Below are 22,323 nucleotides of genomic sequence, written 5' to 3'. Positions count from 1 at the left end.
CATTGACTGAGCCACCGCTATCGCGAGCAAGCTCGCTCCCACAAGAGGGATCCAAAAATGAATCCAAAAAGCCCAAGCTCCCCCTGCCCTCGGCTCCTACAATCAGGTTGAATACCTGATGTTCGACAAAGCGCCCACAGGAGCCCAGCATGACCGCAACCGTTCTGGTACTGGTTGAAACCGTCAATGAATACCTGCCGATTCTCGAGCGGCAGGGTTACCACCTGGAATTGGCGCCCACGCCGGCCGAACGTAAGACAGCGATTTTCGAACACGGTGAGCGCTTCGGCGCAGTGCTGACCCGCGGCCCCTTGGGTTTGACCGCCAAGGAAATGGCCGCCCTGCCCAACCTGCAGATCATTTGCGTGATCGGCGCCGGTTACGAACAGGTGGACCTGCAGGCCGCACGCAATCGAGGCATCGTGGTGACCAACGGCGCCGGGGTCAACGCCTCGTCAGTCGCTGACCATGCCATGGCGCTGCTGCTGGCACTGGTGCGCGACATTCCCCGGGCTGACGCGAGTGTGCGCCGGGGCGAGTGGGCCAAGGTCATGCGCCCTTCCCTGGCTGGCAAGCGCTTGGGTGTGCTGGGCCTGGGCGCGGTGGGCATGGCGATTGCCAAGCGGGCCGCCCTCGGCTTCGACATGAGCGTCAGCTACCACAATCGGCGGATGCGCAACGACGTGCCCTACACCTTCTGCGCCACGCCCACGGAACTGGCCCGGGTCTCGGACTTCCTGATCGTCGCCACGCCCGGCGGCCTGGACACCCGGCAGTTGATCAACAAACAGGCCCTCGATGCCCTGGGCCCCCATGGCTTCCTGGTGAACATCGCCCGCGCCAGCGTGGTCGCCACCACCGATCTGATCAATGCCCTGGAGCAGCGGCGAATCGCCGGAGCGGCCCTGGACGTGTTCGATCACGAACCCGAAGTGCCGGAGGCGCTGAAACACCTGCCCAACGTCGTACTGACGCCCCATGTGGCCGGCCTGTCGCCGGAAGCGACACGGGGCACGGTGGAGTTGGTGGGCCAGAACCTGAACGCGTTCTTTGCCGGAAAACCGGTATTGACGCCAGTACCGCTACCCGATGCGTAGCCTTAAAGAACCCCCAGCAACGTCCACAACCGCCTGGACTCGGCATCGGCACTGATCAGTTCACCCAGCAACTCGCTCAACGGCTTGTTGCCCCACTCCACGCCGCGTCGGATCAGGTAGGGCACCGGGCTGTGGGGTTCGGTACGGGCCAGGTAACCGGCGATGACCAGTAGCTGTCGGTAGGCCTCTTCACGATTGGCCGGTTCCTGGAAGACCTGGGCTGGAGCCGCCTGCGGCTGGGACGTCGACGTCGTGGACGCCGGGGACGTTTGCATCGGCGCGACGGTGGGTTGCTGTGGGTGCATCGCGATGAACTCCTCTACCAGTATCAGCAAGGCCTGCATCACGTCCTGCAGGGATTTGTAGCCCGGGGCCAGGTTGCCCAGGTAAGCGTCGCTCCAGGCTTCGAGCCGTTGCAGGTGCTGCAGGCTCAACATCAGGCTGCCCTGGCGATGCAACCAGAACGACAAGGGTGTGCTGCGAATCAGTTCGCTGAGCTTTTTGTGATCGTTGCGCGCCGCTTCGGCCGAGGCCTTGGCGTTCTTGCTGTCGTTGACCAACACTTGCTGGCGCTGCAAGCGTTGCCAGTCGTCCAGGGAGAAAGCGGCGAAGGCCTGCTCCCGGCCGTCGAACAACGGCACCCGCGTCAGCAGCACCTCGCTGTAGCGCCGGGCCAGCCACTCCAGCGGGATCACCCGCCACGACTGGTCGCCGTCCTCGGCCTGGGGGTGCAACTGCTCCGGATAGCGCTCACACAGCCCCGCCACCAGCGCCAGGCTACCCGGCAACCCCTCCAGCCCGGCCATATGCAGCCAGGCCTCCCCCAGCCAGGCGCTGATCATCAGGTCCTTGCTGCGCTCAAGCAGCAACGTGGTCGCAAGCCGTTCCAGGTCCGGCCACAGGGCGCGCTTGATCGAAGACTGCCACACGCCGGTGGGCAGGCTGGTGTCGTCCTCCCGGCGCAATTCGCGCAACTGGTCGTATTCCGGTTCGTAGCGCAGGTCCGGGCCACAGGGCGATTCGGCGCTGATCGGCTCGAGCAACTGGCTGACCAGCTCAGGCAAAGGCGATATCGGCAAGCTCACAGGCCCTCCTCACGGGTGGCGATGGCGGGGCTCGATGCGGTCGCCATGAAAGGTGAACGGGGCGCCCGCGTCGGCAGCGGTGGGATCGACAAAGGCAGCTTGGAGCCCTGGCTCATCAACGACAGGCGCATGAACATCAACGTTTGCTGCGCCGTGCTGGCCTGGGTCTGGGCGGTCACCGGCAGTTGCAGGGCCAGGGGAAAATCGGTGTAGTCGACATTTGGCTGGCGCTGGACCGACACCAGCGAGCGCATCAGGCGCAGCAACGACCAGGGCCCCTGGTACTCCCAACCGGCCTCCAGGTCGCGCACCACCAGGTTCGGTTGCAGCGGATCGTTGGCCGGACGCTGATAACCGTTACGGGCCCAGCGCAAGGTCAGACGCACGGGCTGGCCGACCATCCAGCGCAGGTTCTGCTGGCCGCCGCCAGGGTAGCTGATCTGTTGGTTGCCGGCGTCCAGGCTCCAGGCGATTACCTGGTCGGCGCCGCGCTCCTCATCGCGATCGGTACGCCAGCGCACGTCCATTTCCACCCCAAGAATGCCACTCTTGTCCCGCACGAACAGCGGCCCGAGCCAAGTACCGGCCTGTTTCAAACGGTTGAGGAAATCCTCGGCCGCCAGCCGCTCCGGCGTCTGGCTCAGCGTCAGTCCGGCCTGGGCCAGGGGCAGGCGTGTGTCGATCAGTTCCAGCAAATGCTGGACCCGCGCCGGGTCGGCATCGCTGGCCCGCACATCCTGAGAAAACGGAAAGCGCCCGGCCAGGTATTGATTGAAATAGTTGGCCACGTCATTCCAGGCCGTCGCCGCCTGGCTCTGTTGCAGGTACAGGCACCGTTGCAGGGCGCCCTGCTGCAACGCGACCGTGCGCAGGGCCAGGTCACCGCGCCCGCCGGGCAGGCTGGAGGTCTGCAAGATCTGCGCGCAGGAGGTGGTGTCCATGGCGATAAAGTCCCGACTCACCAATTGTTCCAGCTGAGCCGCCGAGCTGGCCGGGTTCTGGTTCTTGTACTTGAGCAATTCATCGTTGAGGGCCATGAAGCGTGCCACCTGGTCGTGCTCCAGGGCCGACAGGTTGTCCTGCTGGACAATCAACCATTCCAGCGCGGGCATTCGCTGCTCGGCGACCTGCAGCATCGCGCCGAATTGCTGGGCCAGGTTCAGCTTCAGGTCTTGCGGATCGCTGGCACCGTAGAGTTGCAAGCCGAAGTTTTTCGAACCGTCCCAACGCTGGACATCGGCCCGCTGGCTGAACAGCGGCTGGGCATCGATTTCGTCCAGGCCACTCTTGAGCTGCGCCAATGCCCGGCGATTGAGCAGACGTTGGAAACGAATCGCCAGGTCGCCACGGTGCACGTCCATGAAGGCCTTTTGCAGCGCAACGGCCTGGGTCGTTTGCACATTGAAGCCCATGCCGGGCAACGCCTCGTCGCTTTCATCCAGGCTCAACCACATGGCCCGGGCCGCGGCGCCTTCAGCGGCCTGCATCAGCGCGTCACGGTAATCCGGCGGAATGCGCGGCATTTCTTCATTGGCATAGCTCTTGTAGCTGGCGAAGTAGTTCAGCGCGACGCTGAAATCATCGCTGCCATCGCCCTGGCCCATCGAATCGGGGTTGTTGCCCGACGGATCCTTCTGCATGGCCAGCGCCACGAAATCACGCTTGAACAGCGCCTGCACCGCACCGTCCAGCGCCGTGACATGGTCTTGCAAGACCAGCAGGCCACTGCCCTGTTGCACCAGCAGATTGTCCCGGGAACCGGTCTGGACGATCCACTGGTCACGAAAGCTCTGCTGCAACTTCGCCGCCTGGCTCTCCAGGTCCTGCTCGATATCCGGCCCCAGCAAAGTGCTGTGGCTGACCTTGTCCAGCATCTGGCTGTAGCCGGGTACCAGGTCCTGGCCCTTGCCCCGCCCCCAGGCCGAGTTGGTCAGGCTGACCAGGGTCTGCAAATCGTCGATCAGCGCCATCAGGTCTTCGAGTTCGCTCAACGAATTGCCACTGCCGGCCTCCAGCCGTTGCAGGTGCAGCTTGAGGTAACCGGCCTGGCGCACGAAGTTGTCCGCCAGGAAGTAGTGGTCCAGCCAGCGCTGCATCAGGCCGCTGAAGTTATCGGAGATCACCGGGCGCGCGGTGTTCAGGTCCAGCCCTTTCAAATCGCTGTTCTGGGCATCGAACAGCACCCGGTTATAGAACCGGGGCCGGCTCAAGGTGCCGGTGTTGAGCCCCAGGGACAAGGCGGTGTTGCTCAGTTGCACCAGTTCGTCCAGCGGTGCCTTGGGATCGTTCACCACCTGGCTGAACATCTGGTTGTGCTGTTCAAGGCGTACCGCCAGGTCCACCAGCGCCTTGGCCTTCACGTAGCTCTGCCATTGCGCCGGATCTTCGTTTTCGACATTGCCCCGCCGCTCGGTGTTGCGGATGGATTTGAGCTGTTCCAGGTCTGAATTGAGCAGGTCCCGCAGAGGTAATATCCAATGGTGCCGAGCAGTCAGGCGCAACTCATTCTCCAGCTGCGTGTCCACGGAAGAGAACCACGAAGTGGGAAAGACCACCGAGACAAAGCGCCAGCGCGGGGCCTTTTCCAACATGTTCCAATAGTTCTGCACGTTGTGCCGGGTCGGTTCCAGCTGCGGTTCGTCAGGATCGACCACGAGGTGATTCTTATGGGTGCTGAGGATCAACCGCGACAGCCCTTCGGCTTCATCCACCGAATCGTGCCAGACCCAGACCATGCCACCCAACCAGACCAGGCCTACCACCAACGCCACCGCTCCGACCAGCCGATGCCCGCGCTGGCGCAGGCGCAACAGCCGCGGCACGGGCTGGGCCAGGCCACGCTCGGCCACCAGCCGTCGTGACCACAATTGACGGGCGAACACGGTTTGCCGCTGGGCACTGTCGGCGGCGGTCAAACCATCACCGCTGACAGCCGGCGCCTGGCTGGCAGTGAAATACACCCCGCGACAACGCGGCGCTTCGCCTTGGGCATTGCCCTGGAACACCGGCTCCAACAGGATCTGCAAGGCCCGTCGCAAGCCTTCGAAGCGCTCCGGCAACCCATACAGATCGCTGCCCAATTGCCCCGACAGCGCACCGATCTCGATGATCGATTGCGACAGCGCCGCGTTGACCTGGTCCAGGGCCTGGTCACTCCACTGCGACTGCCAGGCCGCATCCGGCAAATAGGGTGAGGACCAGCCCAGCATCGATTCACGCGCCTCGGCGGGCAGCGCGCTGACCAGTTCCTGGACCCCGGGCAGCTCTTCCATCCCGGTGATCACCACGTACACCGGCAGGCTGAGGCCGAATCGTTGCAACAGGTCGATAAAGCACCGCCGGACCTTGAGGCTCAGTTCGGTGGTGTGTTCGATGTCATCGAGGGTGCTGAACGGCACCGTCCAGATCACCGCATCCAATGGTCGCTTGCTACGCAAGCGCAACATCAGCCCCAACAGGCGCCACCAATTACCCCGTTGCCGGTTCATGCCTTCATCGGGCAGGAACAACGCCTGGGGCACCACCAGCACCGAGCCCTCGGCATCGGAAAACCAGCGCCCGAACCAGGCGGCCTTGTCGGTCGGTTGCAAGCGCCACTGGGCGCACAGTTGGGCGCCGTCGCTTTCGTTACCGAGCATCATCAGCCAAGGCATCTGATAGCGGTCCCGGGTGCCCTGCTCCTGTTCCATGCGGCGCACCGCCCCATAGAAACTGCGGATCGCCGCTCCGCCTTGGGTCCGCAGCCACCAGATCAGGGCCGCGATCAACAGCACCACGACGATGGCGAGCACCACCAGGGCAACGATACTCAGGGTGCTCATGAGTCCTGCTCCTGAACCACCGACTCGTTCAGTTGCAGCACCGGTTCGAGCTCCAAACGAATGTCACGCCAGAACACCTGCCCCAGCCCGGTCAACAACAACACCATCGCCAGGATCGCCAGCCCCAGGCGAAAGCCGTCCGGCAGTGATTGCTGCACCGGCATGCGCACTGGCGGCGTCGCCGAAGACAGCGCCAGGCGCTGGCTGACATCGACATAATCGGGTTCGTGCTGCCAGGCAAACGTGAACAACGCCAGGCGCCATTTCTCATGCTGAACCTGGCCAGGCTCGCCGCGCAACCGGCCCTGGAACCCGAGGATCAGGCATTGCAGGTAGACATTCGCCAGGTCCCGGGTGCCGGGCATCTGCTCGTCCAGCAGTTTCTTGATCGCCGCCGGCAAGCGCTCGCCGGCCTGGCGACTGGCATACATGCGTGATTCGAGGGGGTGCTGCTGCCAGGCCAGTTGTCCGGGCCAGGGGCTGAACAGCAAGGTTTCGTCCACCAGCGCCACGAAGGCATAGACCAGCGACTTGACCTGCTCGGTAGCGGCATCGCCGACGGTGGCGAAGGCCACCCGCCACAGACGCTGGGCGCCGCGCCCGGACAACTCCACCACCCGATTGACCAATGCCGCAGGGTCGCTGTCCTTGGGCAAGTCTTGCCATTCCTGGGACCACTTCAGCCAGGCCTGGCGAAAAGCGCTGCTCAGCGGCGCCTCATGCAGACTCCGAACCGCCCCGCCACTTCCATCAGGCATACGACTCCCCTTTTGCGATCAGGCACTTTCACTGGCTTGCGCCACGAACAACACCACTTGCCACGGGCTGCTGGCCTGGGCCGAGGCCGGCGCCACGATGTGCAGCGGCAATTGCGCGTCGAACCATTGCCCGCTGGCCGCCACCACAAACAAACGGGTGTCGTCGCCCACGCTGTAGGCCACCTGTTCGTTGCGACTCATGGCCTGGTGAGGCAGACCGCTCATGCGCTGTCGGCTCAGCAGCGGGATATGCCGCGCCGACGCGATGATCGCCCCGCGCAACCACTCGCCCGCCGCCTGCTCGCTGGCGCCGTTGGGCATGCGCAGGCCGATCACCAGGCGTTGGTCCGGTTGGTCGTCAGGCAACTGGATCGAGAAGACCTGCTCATTGCGTTCGAAGGCCAGGCTGCGATAGCCGGCACGAACCAGTTCCAGGGTGGTTTCCAGCCAGTCGAGCAACGGCTCGTAGCCGCGCTGCAATTCGAGAAAATTCAGCGGTGCGAAGGCCGGGACGCCCGCCAGTGGATCGAGGGCCGACCAGCTCCCGGCCAACCCCAGCAGCAAACCGTAGAGCGCCTGGGGCGTCGCCACCTGGGTGTTCAGCGCGCCCTCGACTTCCGGCAAGCGCGCCCACAAGGCGGTCAATTGCCGGCGGATCTCCACGGCATCGTCCTGGTTGCCGGCCGCCTGGGCCTGGCGCAAGCGACCGGCGAGAAACATGCACTTCTCCCGGGCCCGGGCGCACACTCCGGCGACCCGTCGACCGAGGGCCGACTCCGGCAACAGGATCGGTGTCGGCGGGGTGTAGGGCACGCGCCAGAAGCCACCGCCCTCCTTGCGGATGCGCAACAGCGGCAGGCAGATCGAATCGGCCTTGCTCAGTTGCGTACACAACCTCGGGTTGGGTCGCCAGACGGTGATCGACTCGGGAAATGAACCGCTGGTGAGGTCCGGCAACGCCTCGCCGACCACCGATTGCAGGCGCCCCTTGAGCGGCACCAATTGCCCGGCGCGCCACAGTGGGCTGACGGCCAGGTACACAGTCACAGTGGCGTCGTCGGTCTTGTCGATCGCCTCGCCGATGTCCAGCTCCAGGGTCGGCCCGACACCGGCCTGCAGGTTGACCGGCAAGCCGTCCGGCAAGGTGCCTTGCAGTTGCAGCAGCCGCACCTGGCCGGCGCTGAGGGCCGAAGGATCGACTTCCAACTGGCTGACACCCCAGAACCAAGGATTGCAGGCCCCGGCAAAATACGCGGCCAGCGCCTCGGCGCGCAGTCCTTGCAATTGAAAATGCTGGGGCAGCAATTGCATCCCCTCATGCCAGCACACCGCGTCAGGTAACAGACTCATACGACTCCCTTCGACATCCCAATGTCGCCGCGCATGGCGGCCCGCGGTCACTCAAGGCTGGCTGTCATCGAGCCCCGTCATTCACGAGGGTCATCTCGCGACTGTCGAACTTCAGCCAGGCCTCGCGCTGATCGTCCAGCCGAAGCCGGTGGGCTCCGGGAGTGTTATAGCTGGCGAAGACCAAAAGTCCAGCGGCGCGCCGCCCCTCCAGCGGGAAGGGTTGGCGGTCGATGAATTGCCCCGGAACCAGCTCCAGCCCCCACACCGACATGAGTTGACGATAGTCGCGCTGAAACTGTTCGCGCTCGGCGAACCACTGGCTGGCGGTGATGCCCGACAGCTGCTTGAGCAGGTCCGGGTCGTTCACCGCGATGAAGTCCACGGCGATCGGCGTGTCGTCATTGGCACGCGGCGCGACGTCCAGGGTCAGGCTGCCCAGGTCGACGCTGGGGGCAAAAAGCGAGCAACCGGTGAGTGCCAGGCTCAAAAAAAATCCGAAAAAAAACCCACGCAAAATGAATCTTCCTTTTCTCAGCGGTCAAAAATTGTTTTTGCTTGCTTTTTTATAGACCTGTTCTAGCGTCTTGGGTAGTTCGACCCACACGGTCGAATGCGCCAGGTTCGTCAAGGGAATGACAGGTTTTCTGCCGTCCATTTGCAACCTGTGGATCAGCAAGGGAATGCGATGAGCGGGACTCCCGATGCATTGCGCCCACACATGCATCGGAGTCGGCCGCCATGGCAGAAAGTACCCAGCACAAGCTCGACAGAGTCCGTCCTCCCCGCGTCCAGATCACCTATGACGTGGAGATCGGCAACGCCATCGAGAAAAAAGAATTGCCACTGGTGGTCGGCATTCTGGCCGACCTCTCAGGCAAGCCACTGGACCCGCTGCCCAAGCTCAATGAGCGGCGCTTTACTGAAATCGATCGGGATAATTTCAACGAGGTACTCGCCTCCATCTCCCCCCGCGCCACGCTCCAGGTGAACAACACCCTCAGCGGCGACGACAGCAAGCTCAACATCGAACTCAACTTCCGTCACATCGACGACTTCGACCCGGTCAAGGTCGTGGAGCAGGTCACGCCGTTGCGTCGGTTGTTCGAAGCGCGCCAACGCCTGCGGGACCTGTTGACCAAACTCGATGGCAACGACGACCTGGACAAGCTGCTGCGCGACGTGATCGCCAACACCGAGGGCCTGCAGGAAATCAAGTCGGCGCGACCCCAGGACGTACCGCCGGAGCTGCCCGCCGTGGCCGCCAACGATGACCCTGCCCCGGCCGAACCACAGGCCTGATCGCGCGCATCATTCAAGGGAGATAACGCCATGCCTGCTTCATCCAGCGCTCAAACCAGCGAGAGCACGACCCAGACCCTGTCCCTGCTGGACAAGATCATCGCCGAAGGCCGCATGGCCCACGACGACAGCCAGCAAGATTACGCCCGCGACATGCTGGCCGAATTCGCCACCCAGGTCCTCGACGAAGGCATGGCCATCGACAAGGATACCGTGGCGATGATCAACGACCGCATCAGCCAGATCGACCAGTTGATCAGCGCCCAGCTCAACGAAGTGCTGCACCACCCCGACCTGCAGAAACTCGAAGCCTCCTGGCGCGGCCTGCACCTGCTGGTGCAGAACACCGAGACCAGCACCCGGCTCAAATTGCGCCTGCTCAACGTCACCCAGAAAGAACTGCAGAACGATCTGGAAAAAGCCGTCGAATTCGACCAGAGCGCGCTGTTCAAGAAAATCTACGAGGAAGAATACGGCACCTTCGGCGGACACCCGTTCAGTCTGCTGGTGGGCGACTACACCTTTGGCCGGCATCCACAGGACATCGGCCTGCTGGAAAAACTCTCGAACGTCGCCGCCGCTGCGCACGCCCCGTTCATTGCCGCCGCCAGCCCGCGGTTGTTCGACATGACCAGCTTCACCGAACTGGCGATCCCCAGGGACCTGTCGAAGATTTTCGAAAGCCAGGAGCTGATCAAGTGGCGCTCCTTCCGTGAAAGCGAAGACTCGCGCTACGTATCCCTGGTGCTGCCGCACTTCCTGCTGCGCCTGCCATACGGCCCGGACACGCTGCCGGTGGAAGGCATCAACTACGTCGAGGACGTCAACGGTACCGACCACAGCAAATACCTGTGGGGCAACGCCGCCTGGACCCTGGCGCAACGCATCACCGAAGCCTTCGCCAAATATGGCTGGTGCGCAGCCATTCGCGGGGCCGAGGGCGGTGGCGCGGTCGAAGGCCTGCCGGCCCATACGTTCCGCACCAGTTCCGGGGATCTGTCGCTCAAATGCCCGACCGAAGTGGCAATCACCGACCGCCGTGAAAAGGAACTCAACGACCTGGGCTTCATCTCCCTGTGCCACAAGAAAAACAGCGACGTGGCGGTGTTCTTCGGCGGCCAGACCACCAACAAGGCCAAGGTCTACAACACCAACGAGGCCAACGCCAACGCGCGGATCTCGGCGATGTTGCCGTACGTGCTCGCGGCCTCGCGTTTCGCCCATTACCTGAAGGTGATCATGCGTGACAAGGTCGGCAGTTTCATGACCCGCGACAACGTGCAGACCTACCTCAACAACTGGATCGCCGACTACGTGCTGATCAACGACAACGCGCCGCAAGAGATCAAGGCGCAGTACCCGTTGCGCGAAGCACGGGTGGACGTGACGGAAGTGGCCGGCAAGCCAGGGGCCTACAAGGCCACGGTGTTCCTGCGGCCGCACTTCCAGTTGGAGGAGCTGACCGCCTCGATCCGCCTGGTGGCGACCCTGCCGCCACCGGTAGCTGCCTGACCGCCCTTGGCGAGGGAGCAAGCTCCCACTGCCCACTGCAGGAGCTGACTGTAGGAGCTGACGAGTGCAACGAGGCTGCGATCTTTCCACGGACGCTTGAGTCCCAAGCGAAAGATCAAAAGATCGCGGCCTTCGGCAGCTCCAACAGGTACCGGGCACTACCTCATTCGTCTTCTTCAGGAGTTCCACACAATGGATGCAATCATTCTCGACCTCGGCGGCGACATCAAGGGCGACAGCCTGCTGGAGGGTTTCACGGACAAGATCGAGGTCATGTCCTACAGCCACAACGTGGCGATGCAGGTCACCAACGACGTCAGCAACTCGGAACGCACCTCCGGCCGACCCCACATCGGCGAATTCACCCTGACCAAATTCGTCGACAGCTCCACCCCCACCCTCAATGAGTATTGCTGCGCCGGCAAGCCGATCCCGCAAGCCGTCATCACTATTGGCCGCAATGCCGCCGAGGGCAGCGGCAAACTCATGCCGTTCATCATCTACACCCTGACCAACGTCGTGCTGTCCAACGTCAGTGTCAGCGGCGGCACCGGCGGCAAACCGGTGGAAACCCTGTCGCTGAACTTCACCAAGATCAAATGGGAGCTCACCGCGCAGAAAGACGACGGCACCAAGGAAGGCACGGCGGGCACGACCTGGGACCTGGCCGCCAACAAAATGACCAAGTAGGGAAACCGCGCCCATGGCTGGCTTCGGGCTGCGTCCGCCCCTGTTCGAACGCCTGGCCAGCCCGGCGAACGATACCGGGCGGGCGTTCGACCGACAGGCGTTGCAAGACTCGGTGCATGCCGAACTGTCACGCCTGTTCAATACCCGACGCGGCCCACGGGCGCTGACCGAACCGCCGAGCATCCTGGACTATGGCATCGCCGACTGGACCGCGCTGCAACAGCAGCGCAGCGATGACCGCCATCAACTGACCCGGGAAATCCGCCAGGCCATCACCCACTTCGAACCTCGCCTGCGCCTGGGCGAGGTCGAGGTCTGCCCGGTGCCGGGCCATCCGCAGCAACTGTGCATACGGCTGTTGGGTGAGCTGCGCGGCGACCTGCACGCATGGCCCGTGGCCTTTGTCATCGAGCACGCCGGCGACGGCCTTGAGGTACGACATGAGCGACTCGATTGACCCGCAACTGTTGGACTATTACCAACGCGAACTGACCTGGTTGCGGCATGCCGGGAGTCTGTTCGCCGAGCGCTACCCCAAGGTCGCCCGGCGCCTGGAGTTGTCCCCCGGAGAGTGCCCCGACCCGCATGTCGAGCGCCTGCTCGAAGGTTTCGCGCTGTTGGCCGCCCGCTTGCAACGCCGGCTGGACGACGACTACGCCGAATTCAGCGATGCCCTGCTCGAACAGCTTTACCCGTTGGCCATGCGCCCCTTGCCGTCGTGCGCCATCGTGCAGTTCGAACCCGACCCCAGCAAAGGCAACTTGAACGAGGGCTACCCGCTGCCCCGCGACACACCGTTGTTCGTCACCACGGACACAGGCCAGAGCATTCATTTTCGGACCACCGCCGCCGTGCAGTTGTGGCCGGTGGAAATCAGCGAGGCATTGCTGCTGGGCAGCGACGAAGCCCAGGCGCTGACCGGAGTGGTCCGGGCCCGCTCGGCCTTGCGCCTGGAGCTGCGGTGCCTGGGCGAAAGCCAGTGGTCGACGCTGGGAATCGACTCGCTGCGGGTACACCTGGCGGCGTCACCGATCATCAACGCCGGGCTGTATGACCTGCTGGGCGCGCACGCCATCGAGGTCCTGGCCGGTGCGCCGGGCAGCGTGCCGGAGTCGCTGACAGGCTTGCCACAGATCGTCGGCTTCGCCAGTGACCAGGTCTTGCTGCCGGATGAAGACGGTGTGCATCCGGGCATGCGTCTGCTCGCCGAGTACTTTGCCTTCCCGGATAAATTCGGCTTCTTCGATCTGCCACTGGTCGGCGCCACCTGCGACGGCCCGTCCTTGTACCTGTACATCGTTTTCGACCGCCCTCCCACCAGCCGCCTGCCGCTGCAGGCAAGCGACATCGCCCTGGGCTGCACGCCGGTGATCAACCTGTTCCCCAGGACTTCCGAGCCGCTGCGCCCGGATGGCACTCGCAGCGAGTACCGGTTGGTGGCCGACAGTCATAGGGAAAACAGCGTCGAGATCCACAGCATCCGTGGCATGCGCGCCATGTCCAGCCAGGGCGTGCGCAAAGTGCCGGCCTATTACGGCAGCCAGCATGGCAGCGACCAAACCTGTTATTGGCATGCGCGTCGGGTCAGTGGCATGAGCCCGAACCGATTGGGCACCGACTTGATGGTCAGCCTGGTGGACACCCAGTTCGACCCGCTGGCCGATACCCGCGACTACAGCCTCACCGCCGAACTGCTGTGCACCAATCGCCATCTGGCCCAGAGCTTGCCGGCCGGCACCCCGTTGGGTTTCGAGCGCCCGGGGCCGGTGGCCTGGGCACGCCTGCGCAACCCACCCAGCCCGCAAAGCCTGCCGCGCCTGGACGGCGAATCGCGCTGGCGGATGGTGTCGCAATTGACCCTCAACCATTTGTCGCTGGTCGAAGGCCCCCAGGCATTGGACGCACTGCGCGAGATTCTCCAACTGCACAACCTGCGGGACGAGGCCAGCGCCCATCGCCAGATCGAAGGGGTATCGGGGCTGGGCTGCGACCGGGTCATCGCCCATGTCGGCGAAGACGCCTGGCGCGGCTGGCGCAATGGGCTGGAGGTGCGCCTGCAACTGGACCCGCAATACTTCGTCGGTAGCAGCGCCGTGCTGTTCTCCGGGGTGCTGGCGCAATTCTTTTCCCTTTACGCCACCGCCAATCGCTTCGTGCGCACCGTGCTGGTCCAGTCCGACAAGGAGGTGAAGACATGGCAACCCCAAGCCGGCAAACCCCTGGTGCTCTGAACCTGAGCCAGCGCCTGCGCCGCGACCCGCAACGCTTCGAATGGCTCCAGGCCTTGCTGCTGCTCGAACGTGAACGTCCCCAGGCCGAGCCTTTGGGCAGCGGCACCGCGCCGCACGCCGAAGCCTTGCGTCTGCGCGGGCCCTTGACGCCGTTGTTCGCCGCCAGTGAGATCGAGAGCCTGAGCCAGGAACCCGGCCTGCCGCCAACCCTGACCACGCCGATCTTCGGCCTCGGCGGCCCCGACGGCCCGTTGCCCTACGCCTACCAGGAATGGCTGCAACAACGGGCACGGGCGAAGGACCACGCCCCGGCGGAATTCCTCGACCTGTTCCAGCATCGCCTGCTCAGCCTGCTTTACAAGGTGATGCGCAAACATCGCATCGCCGTGGGTTTTACCGCCCCAGGCGCGTCCGCCGTACACGCGCAACTGCGGGCGTTGACCGGCTTGCTGCCCAAGGCCTTGCAGGAACGCCAGGCCGCCCCCGACTCGGCGGTACTGGCCTGCACCGCGCTGTACGCCGATGGCCGGCGCTCCCTGGATGGGTTCGCGGCGATTGTCCGTGAACAGTTCGGGCTGCCCGTGGAGCTGACCGCCTACGAAGGTGGCTGGCGTGAAATCCCGCCGGCCAGCCGCAGTTGCTTGCAACCGGGCGGGCGCAACCTGTGCCTGGGCCGCAACGCGGTGACCGGCACCCACGTCTGGGACGAACATGCCGGAGTGCGTCTGACCCTCGGCCCGCTGACCACGGGCCAGGCCAGCGGACTGCTGCCCAACGGCGAAGCCCATCCGCTGCTCGCCAGTCTCTACGCCCTGTACTTCGGCCCTGACCTGGATTGCACCCTGGTGCTGCTGATCCGTGGCGCCGGCCCGCTGCAACTGGACCGCCAGGCAGCGCCACGGCTGAACTGGAACGGTGGCCTGCAACGCCAGCCAACCCTCGCCGTGCAACGGATCGAAACCCGCCTTCGTCAGCCGGAGATTGCCTGAAATGGAACTGGCCAGCCTGATCGGACGCCTCAACCCGGATAACCGCCGCGCCCTGGAACGGGCCGCGCAACGTTGCATGCAGCGCAGCCATCATTACGTGGAAATCGAACACCTGCTGTTGGAGTTGCTCGACATCGAGGGCGGTGATTTTGCCTGCCTGCTGCCACGATTCGGTCTGGAGCGTGACGCGGTGGCGACGGAAACCAACAAGGCCCTGGACCTGTTCAAATCCGGCAGCACCCGCACACCCGCCCTGTCGGCACAAACCATCGGCCTGCTGGAAGACGCCGTGGTCCAGGCCAGCGTGCTGGGCCTGGACAGCATCCGTTCCGGGCTGTTGCTGCTGGCGCTGCTGGACCGCGATGAGCGCCGCAGCCTGCTGCTCAACAGCGCCTCGTCGTTGCTGCGCATTCCTCGCGACGCCCTGCGCGCCCACCTATTGGAATGGACCGAAAGCTCCCGCGAGCATGTCGGTGGCGTGCGCCCGGCCAAACCCGGCGAGCCTCCCCAGAAACAGGACCCGGTGCTGGACCAGTACACCCAGGACCTGACCGCCGACGCCCGCGCCGGGCGCATCGACCCCATCGTCGGCCGCGACGGCGAGATCCGCCAGTGCATCGACATCCTGCTCCGGCGCCGGCAGAACAACCCGATCCTGGTGGGCGCACCAGGCGTCGGCAAGACCGCAGTGGTGGAAGGCCTGGCCCTGCGTATCGCCGCCGGGGATGTGCCGCCGTCGTTGCAGGAAGTCACCCTGCGTGTCCTCGACCTGGGCCTGTTGCAGGCCGGTGCCGGTGTCAAAGGTGAATTCGAACAACGCCTCAAAGGCGTGATCGACGCGGTACGCAGCGCCGAAAAACCGATCATCCTGTTCATCGACGAAGCCCATACGCTGATCGGTGCCGGCGGCGCGGAAGGCGGCAGCGACGCGGCCAACCTGCTCAAGCCTGCCCTGGCCCGGGGCGAACTGCGCACCCTGGCCGCCACCACCTGGCTGGAGTACAAAAAATATTTCGAGAAAGACCCGGCCCTGGCCCGCCGCTTCCAACTGGTGCAGGTCGAAGAACCGGACGAACTTACCGCGGTGGAAATGCTCCGCGGCGTGGCGAGCAAACTGGAACAGCACCACGGCGTGCAGGTGTTGGACGCGGCCATCCACGAAGCGGTGAAGCTGTCCCACCGCTACATCTCCGGGCGACAGTTGCCGGACAAAGCCATCAGCGTGCTCGACACCGCCTGCGCCCGGGTCGCCCTCGGCCAGCACGACGTGCCGCCGCCGTTGGAAAGCCTGCGCCATCGGCAGAACAGCCTCAAGGACGAGGTCGAACGCCTGCGCCGGGAACAGGCCACCGGGCTCGATCACCGCGAGCGCATCACTCTGCTCGAAGACGAATCGACCAGCAATGTGCAGGCCATCCGCGAGCTGGAAACTCGCTGGGGCGAAGAGCGCGAAGCCGTGCGCGAGCTGCTCGACACCCGGCGCGAACTGCTTGCCCTGAGCGAACGCGCCGACAGTGAAAAAGCCGACACCGAGATCGATAACCGCATCGACCACCTGGCCGCCGAACTGCTGCGCCTGGAAGCTGGCCTGGATGCCATTCGCCAGGACGATCCGCTGGTGCCCGAACAGGTGGACAGCAAGACCGTCGCCGCCGTGATCGCCGGCTGGACCGGCATCCCGGTGGGCAAGATGCTCGCCGACGAAGCCCACGCCGTGCGCACCCTCGGCCAGCGCATGGGCCAGCGGGTCATGGGCCAGAGCACCGCGTTGAACACCATCGCCCAGCGCCTGCAAGCCTACCGCGCCGGCCTCACCGACCCACAGAAACCGGTCGGCGTATTCCTGCTGGTGGGCCCCACCGGCGTGGGCAAGACCGAAACCGCCTACGCCCTGGCCGACGCCTTGTACGGAGGTGAACGCAACCTGATCAGCATCAACCTCTCGGAGTACCAGGAAGCCCACACCGTCAGCCAACTCAAAGGCGCCCCACCCGGCTACGTCGGCTACGGCAGCGGCGGCGTGCTCACCGAAGCGGTGCGGCGCAAACCCTATTCGGTGGTGCTGCTGGATGAAATCGAAAAGGCCCACCCGGATGTGCTCGAAGCCTTCTACAACGTCTTCGACAAAGGCCTGATGGAAGATGGCACCGGCCTGGTGGTGGACTTCAAGAACACCGTGATGCTCGCCACCAGCAACGTCGGCGCCGAGCTATTGCTGGATACGCCCACCGCGCAACTGGGCAGCGATGCCTTCAACGAAGCCTTGCACAAAGTGCTGCTGCAAGCGTTCCGCCCGGCGTTTTTGGCGCGCATGACCGTGGTGGCATACCGGCCGCTGGATGAAGCGACGCTGGAGGGGATCGTGCTGGCGAAGCTGGAAAAGCTGCGCGGGCGCTACAAGGCTGCGACGGGCAAGCAGTTCGAATTCGATGCCGGGATCGTCAAGGCTGTGTTGGCCAAATGCAGCGCGGCGGGGGCACGGGACGTCGAGAATGTGCTGATGACGCAAGTGACAGGGAAGTTGGCGGAGTGGGTGTTGGAATGACTTTAAATGAGTACAAACCGCCCCTCCTGTCCCGGAATTCAAGTGCGATTGTCCGTAGGAGTCTGTCATGACAGAGGTGCATAAGGTCGGACGTTATTCTGGCGGTAATGTAGCGATGACTGGGGCGAATCCTTTGTACGCCTCGTGGCTGGCGGCCAATCAGGCTACCAATGGCGGCACCATTCCCGACTTGGCGAGCATTTGCCACGAGTCCTCTTCCAGTCGCCGGGCGCAGGCTGGTTCGGGCGCATCCCATGGAACCTGCTTCGCGCTGGTCGAACACTTCGATGCGGCTCGAGGCCTGCTGATGTACAAGTTCGGCGATAGCGCGTTAAAACTGGATTTGCTTGGAAACTACACCACGACCACCAAAAAAGTAGTCACGACTCTGCGCGGGCACGCAGAGATCAGCGCGTTGGTCCAAGCGATCAATAGCGTCACGCTTCCCGACGGTGACTACAGTAATTTCGTTACCCGTATTTATATCGAACTGAGTCCCTGCCAGCTCTGTGGCCCACAATTGGCGCCCTATATCGGAAACTCGGTGTTGATGTACACCTACACCTATGGAAACGATAACGAGATGGGTGGATGGGTCAGTGACAACCAGGCAGCGATCCATTCAAAAGGTGGAACATTCAAATGGTAAGCGTGACCTCAACTTTTATCTAAGGATGTTCGATGCCCCGCTCCACCGACAGCAACACCACCCTCTCCCTTACCGCCACCACGCTGGCGGCGCTGTACCCTGAATCGCTATCGGGCGAAGAAAGCCTCAACGCATTGGGCTCGCACATCCTCAACGGCATCAACGACGGCGCCTCGTTAACCCTCACAACCGCCGTTGCCAGCCATGTCACCACGACCCTGCACAAGGACGCTCTGCTGCGCCCGTTGGACTTGCTGGTGGCCGAGATTCGCCAGCTCCCCGCCGACGCCACCGCCGAGCGCTATCAACTCCTGCTCCGGCCCTGGCTCTGGTGGCTGAGCCTGGCCAGCAACAACCGCGTATTCCAGAACCTCGCCACCTCGGACATCGTCACCACGATTTTCAAGGCCCATGGTTTCACCGACTTTCAGCTCAAGCTCACCGGCAGCTACACCCCGCGCGAATACTGCGTGCAATATGGCGAGACCGACCTGGCCTTCGTCTCGCGCCTGCTGGAAGAAGATGGGATCTTCTGGTTCTTCACCCACGAGGAAGGCACCCACACACTGGTCCTGGCCGACAGCAATGACGCTTTCGCACCGATTCCCAACGGGCCGACGGTGAACTACCTCGGGCAGAGAATCGGCGAGCGGGAACTGCATGGCATCCGCTCCGGGCAAGTGTGCCTGCAAGCGGTGGCCGGGGTTTACCAGGCAACCGACTATGAATTCACCACGCCGACGACATCGCTCTACAGCCAGGCCGAAGCCGTGGCCGGGCCAAGCTCGATGTACGAACATCCCGGCGGCTACACCGCCAAGGCCCAGGGCGATGCGTTGACCAAGCAGCGGGTGGACGGCCTGCGCAGCCAGGAGAAACGTTTTGTCGGCGAAAGCGATTGCCGCTGGCTGGTGCCAGGGTATTGGTTCACCCTCGCCGGCCACGAAGACACAACGCTGAATATCGATTGGGTCGTGACCTCGATCAGCCACGAAGCCAGCCACGACAGCTATCGCAACCGCTTCGAAGCGATCCCCAAGGCCACGGTCTATCGACCGCCCCGCGTCACGGCAAAACCGCGCATGCACACCCAGACAGCGCTGGTGGTGGGCAAGGCCGGCGAAGAGATCTGGACCGATGAATATGGCCGGATCAAATTGCAGTTCCCCTGGGACCGCACCGGCAAGAACGACGAGACCTCATCCTGCTGGGTCCGCGTGGTCTTGCCCTGGAGCGGCAAGGGCTTTGGCATGCAGTTCGTACCGCGCATCGGCCAGGAAGTCATCGTGACCTTCATCGACGGCGACCCGGATCGTCCCCTGGTCACCGGCTGCGTCTACAACGGCGACAATGCCCTGCCCTACGCACTGCCGGCGAACCAGACCCAGTCCGGAATCAAGACCAATTCGTCCAAGGGCGGCGGCGGTTTCAACGAGTTGCGTTTCGAAGACAAGAAGGACGCCGAAGAGGTGTTTCTCCAGGCCCAGAAAGACTTCAACATCAACGTGCTCAACGACACCACCGCCACCGTCGGCCACGACGAAACCCTCACGGTGCAGAACGCCCGCACCCGCACGGTGAAGGATGGCGACGAAACCGTGACCCTGGAGAAAGGCAAGCGCAGCGTGACCATCCAGACCGGCAGCGACAGCCTTGATGTGAAGGACACCCGCACCGTCACCGTGGGCTCGGACCAGACCCACAGTACCGGCGGCAACTACGAGCACAAGGTCACCGGCAATTACAGCCTGACGGTGGACGGCAACCTGACCATCAAGGTCAGCGGCACCCTGACCCTGCAAAGCGGCGGCAGCTTCGCGATCAAGAGCGGCGCCGACCTGGCCGCCCAGGCCAGCACGTCCATCAGCCAGAAAGCCGGCACAGCCCTGAGCAACCAGGCCGGTACCTCGCTGGAAAACAAGGCCGGCACCACCCTGACCAACGACGCCGGCATCAGCTTGGTGAACAAGGCCGCGGCCGAACAGACCGTGGACGGCGGCGGCATGCTGACCATCAAGGGCGGCCTGGTGAAGGTCAACTGACAGGAACCTACCAATGGCCTCGAAAAAACTCGACCTGGAACGTGGCGACAGCCAACTGAGCGGGCAACTGGTCGATGGCCAGCTCGACGGCCCGCTGCAAATCGAAGAAGCCCAACGCCCGCAAGCAAAACTCAACTACAGTCAAGGTGAACTGCAAGGCACCAGCACCCTGTACCACCCCAATGGCAAGGTCTCGGCGGTATTGCCGTTCGTGAAGGGCAAGTTGCAGGGTGTGGCGAGTTTCTATGCGGCCGAAGGTGGGTTGCAACGCCAGGCCACGTACCGCCGCGGGTTGCTGCACGGTGAGGCGAACAACTACTTCCCCAACGGGCAACTGGCCGAAGCCGAGGTCTATCGCGACGGCGTGCGCGACGGTCGCTATCGCCGCCTGCACCCCAACGGCAACCCGGCGGTCGAAGCCCGCTACCTCAACGGCCAACTGCTGGAGCCAGCCCAGGCCTACGCCGAAGACGGCCGGCCACTGGACGCCGAAGGCAAGCCAATCTCCCGGGTGCGCTGGTGGTTCAGGCGCTGGAATGATCCGGCGCAGGCCTGACTATTGTCTTCCCCCCTGTGCAATGCCTGCAAGATTGCCAATCAGGGGATGAGCATTTGCACCTGCCCCGGCACGACGATCTTGATCACCCCGGCCCAGGTGCACATCAAGGTGCTGTTGGCATCGATGGCCGGCATGTTGCCCAGCAACAGGGTCGGGGCGCCGCCGGGGATCCATGGGGCCGCAGTGGCCGGGATGCATGGCATGGGAGTCAGCACGCCGAGTGCCGCAGCGGTGGCGGCGGCCACGGTCGGGTTCGCCAGGCTCATGCACATGCCGAACGTGGTGATGTTCACCAGCGGGATGTGATCCATGATGTTCGCCGCCGGCATCCCGCCAGTCAGCAGGCGATTGACCGGCAGCACATTGAGCACCGCCGGGGCAGCGCCGAAGCTGCATTGCAAGGTCGCGGTGCCACAGACTTGCGGGCATCCCATCGCGATGACTCCCTGAAAGCGACAGACCTCACAACCATAGCTCGCCCATGGCCGTCGTGCATCAGGCCCGCTGATTATCCTGCAACACGCTAACCTATAAGACCCTGGCGTGCTTGTGACGCCTCCCGCGCGCCATTAGATTAGCCAATGATCGATGGCCTCCAAAATAAGCAGAAGGGATAAGCATGGCGTTTACTGATCAGTCCACCCGCGTGCGCGACGGTGAAGAACTCGATGCCAACCTGATCGACCCGTACCTCAAGGCCCACATTCCCGGCCTGACCGGCGTGCCGCAGATCAGCCAGTTTCCCGGTGGCGCGTCGAACCTGACCTACCTGCTGGAATACCCCGAGCAGGAATTCGTCCTGCGCCGTCCGCCGTTCGGCCACAAGGCCAAATCCGCCCACGACATGGGCCGTGAGTTCCGCATCCTCAATCAATTGCGCGAAGGTTTCCCGTACTGCCCCAAAGCCTACGTGCACTGCACCGACGAGTCAGTGATGGGCGCCGAGTTCTATGTGATGGAACGGGTCAAGGGCATCATCCTGCGCTCCGACCTGCCGCCGGAACTGGGTTTCGACGCCGCCCGCACCGAAGCGCTGTGCAAGAGTTTCATCGACCGGCTCGTCGAGCTGCACCGTGTCGACTACAACGCTTGCGGCCTGGCCGACCTGGGCAAGCCCGAAGGCTACGTGGCCCGACAGATCCGCGGCTGGAGCGACCGCTACGAAAAAGCCCTGACGCCCGATGCGCCGAAGTGGGAAGCGGTCAAGGCCTGGCTCAACGACAAGATGCCGGCCGACCACCCCACTTCGAGCATCGTCCACAACGACTACCGCTTCGACAACGTGATCCTCGACCCGGAGAACCCGATGCAGATCATCGGCGTACTGGACTGGGAACTGACCACCATCGGCGATCCGTTGATGGATCTGGGCAACAGCCTCGCCTACTGGATCGAAGCCGCAGACCCGGCCCCCGTCCAACTGATGCGCCGTCAGCCAAGCCATGCCCCTGGCATGCTGACCCGCCGCGAGTTCGTCGATTACTACGCCGAGCGCGCCGGGATCCGCATCGACAACTTCGACTTCTATTACACCTACGGGCTGTTCCGCCTGGCCGGCATCGTCCAGCAGATCTACTACCGCTTCTTCCACGGCCAGACCCAGGACAAACGCTTCGCGCAGTTCGTTCAGATGAACAAACTGCTGGAGCAGATGAGCCTGCAGGTCATCAGCAAATCCACGCTCTGAGCGCACCTA

18 protein-coding genes are annotated in these 22,323 nt (G+C 63.7%); 12 read left to right on the top strand and 6 right to left on the bottom strand.

Annotated features, from left to right (window positions below; genetic code table 11):
• The first annotated feature begins 149 nt into the window (after positions 1 to 149).
• Positions 150 to 1,097, top strand: coding sequence for a 2-hydroxyacid dehydrogenase (locus KGA89_RS03095; RefSeq protein WP_053119855.1), 948 nt, complete (start codon positions 150 to 152; stop codon positions 1,095 to 1,097).
• A gap of 2 nt (positions 1,098 to 1,099) precedes the next feature.
• Here KGA89_RS03095 and tssA read toward each other — a convergent pair whose 3' ends face one another.
• The 5 genes from tssA to KGA89_RS03070 form a co-directional block, all read right to left on the bottom strand.
• Positions 1,100 to 2,182 carry a type VI secretion system protein TssA gene (gene tssA / locus KGA89_RS03090; RefSeq protein WP_223470562.1) on the bottom strand — a complete coding sequence of 361 codons (1,083 nt, stop codon included), beginning with the start codon at positions 2,180 to 2,182 and terminating at the stop codon, positions 1,100 to 1,102.
• Positions 2,179 to 6,003: a type VI secretion system protein gene (locus KGA89_RS03085; RefSeq protein ID WP_223470561.1), complete on the bottom strand. Its 3,825-nt coding sequence runs from the start codon at positions 6,001 to 6,003 to the stop codon at positions 2,179 to 2,181. The genes tssA and KGA89_RS03085 overlap by 4 nt, the downstream gene beginning before the upstream one ends.
• Positions 6,000 to 6,761 (bottom strand): DotU family type IV/VI secretion system protein, encoded by a 762-nt coding sequence (locus tag KGA89_RS03080; RefSeq protein ID WP_223470560.1) that lies wholly within the window; start codon positions 6,759 to 6,761, stop codon positions 6,000 to 6,002. The genes KGA89_RS03085 and KGA89_RS03080 overlap by 4 nt, the downstream gene beginning before the upstream one ends.
• Positions 6,762 to 6,779: 18 nt before the next feature.
• Positions 6,780 to 8,111, bottom strand: coding sequence for a type VI secretion system baseplate subunit TssK (tssK, locus tag KGA89_RS03075; RefSeq protein ID WP_223470559.1), 1,332 nt, complete (start codon positions 8,109 to 8,111; stop codon positions 6,780 to 6,782).
• A gap of 64 nt (positions 8,112 to 8,175) precedes the next feature.
• Entirely contained in the window at positions 8,176 to 8,625 is a 450-nt protein-coding gene (locus tag KGA89_RS03070; protein ID WP_013693577.1) for a hypothetical protein, read from the bottom strand.
• Positions 8,626 to 8,849: 224 nt separating this feature from the next.
• On the opposite strand from KGA89_RS03070, the gene tssB reads away from it, so the two are divergent.
• The 10 genes from tssB (at position 8,850) to KGA89_RS03020 (ending at position 20,624) form a co-directional block, all read left to right on the top strand.
• Positions 8,850 to 9,410, top strand: a complete 561-nt coding sequence (gene tssB, locus KGA89_RS03065) for a type VI secretion system contractile sheath small subunit (RefSeq protein ID WP_003202799.1) — start codon at positions 8,850 to 8,852, stop codon at positions 9,408 to 9,410.
• A gap of 30 nt (positions 9,411 to 9,440) precedes the next feature.
• Positions 9,441 to 10,922: a type VI secretion system contractile sheath large subunit gene (gene tssC / locus KGA89_RS03060; protein WP_223470558.1), complete on the top strand. Its 1,482-nt coding sequence runs from the start codon at positions 9,441 to 9,443 to the stop codon at positions 10,920 to 10,922.
• A 192-nt stretch (positions 10,923 to 11,114) separates the two neighbouring features.
• Positions 11,115 to 11,612, top strand: coding sequence for an Hcp family type VI secretion system effector (locus KGA89_RS03055; RefSeq protein ID WP_046063980.1), 498 nt, complete (start codon positions 11,115 to 11,117; stop codon positions 11,610 to 11,612).
• A gap of 13 nt (positions 11,613 to 11,625) precedes the next feature.
• Entirely contained in the window at positions 11,626 to 12,069 is a 444-nt protein-coding gene (tssE, locus tag KGA89_RS03050; RefSeq protein ID WP_223470557.1) for a type VI secretion system baseplate subunit TssE, read from the top strand.
• Positions 12,053 to 13,843: a type VI secretion system baseplate subunit TssF gene (tssF, locus tag KGA89_RS03045; RefSeq protein ID WP_223470556.1), complete on the top strand. Its 1,791-nt coding sequence runs from the start codon at positions 12,053 to 12,055 to the stop codon at positions 13,841 to 13,843. Before tssE ends, tssF begins: the two co-directional genes overlap by 17 nt.
• Entirely contained in the window at positions 13,807 to 14,832 is a 1,026-nt protein-coding gene (gene tssG, locus KGA89_RS03040; RefSeq protein WP_223470554.1) for a type VI secretion system baseplate subunit TssG, read from the top strand. The genes tssF and tssG overlap by 37 nt, the downstream gene beginning before the upstream one ends.
• A gap of 1 nt (position 14,833) precedes the next feature.
• A complete protein-coding gene (gene tssH, locus KGA89_RS03035; protein ID WP_223470553.1) occupies positions 14,834 to 17,377 on the top strand; it encodes a type VI secretion system ATPase TssH in 2,544 nt (847 codons plus the stop codon).
• A 67-nt stretch (positions 17,378 to 17,444) separates the two neighbouring features.
• The gene (locus KGA89_RS03030) at positions 17,445 to 18,026 is read left to right on the top strand and encodes a hypothetical protein (protein WP_038856368.1); all 582 of its coding nucleotides are present in this window, start codon (positions 17,445 to 17,447) and stop codon (positions 18,024 to 18,026) included.
• A 32-nt stretch (positions 18,027 to 18,058) separates the two neighbouring features.
• A complete protein-coding gene (tssI, locus tag KGA89_RS03025; RefSeq protein WP_223470551.1) occupies positions 18,059 to 20,068 on the top strand; it encodes a type VI secretion system tip protein TssI/VgrG in 2,010 nt (669 codons plus the stop codon).
• A 13-nt stretch (positions 20,069 to 20,081) separates the two neighbouring features.
• The gene (locus tag KGA89_RS03020; protein ID WP_003202816.1) at positions 20,082 to 20,624 is read left to right on the top strand and encodes a toxin-antitoxin system YwqK family antitoxin; all 543 of its coding nucleotides are present in this window, start codon (positions 20,082 to 20,084) and stop codon (positions 20,622 to 20,624) included.
• Between the two features lie 41 nt (positions 20,625 to 20,665).
• Here KGA89_RS03020 and KGA89_RS03015 read toward each other — a convergent pair whose 3' ends face one another.
• On the bottom strand, positions 20,666 to 21,061 hold the full coding sequence (locus KGA89_RS03015) for a DUF4280 domain-containing protein (RefSeq protein WP_003202818.1): 396 nt from the start codon (positions 21,059 to 21,061) through the stop codon (positions 20,666 to 20,668).
• Positions 21,062 to 21,246: 185 nt separating this feature from the next.
• On the opposite strand from KGA89_RS03015, the gene KGA89_RS03010 reads away from it, so the two are divergent.
• On the top strand, positions 21,247 to 22,314 hold the full coding sequence (locus KGA89_RS03010) for a phosphotransferase family protein (RefSeq protein WP_003202820.1): 1,068 nt from the start codon (positions 21,247 to 21,249) through the stop codon (positions 22,312 to 22,314).
• Positions 22,315 to 22,323 lie beyond the last annotated feature (9 nt).

This window comes from Pseudomonas sp. A-RE-22 (genome assembly GCF_019956035.1).
GTDB classification, from domain to species: Bacteria; Pseudomonadota; Gammaproteobacteria; order Pseudomonadales; family Pseudomonadaceae; genus Aquipseudomonas; species Aquipseudomonas brassicacearum.
This window is presented reverse-complemented; position numbering and strand designations above follow the sequence as displayed.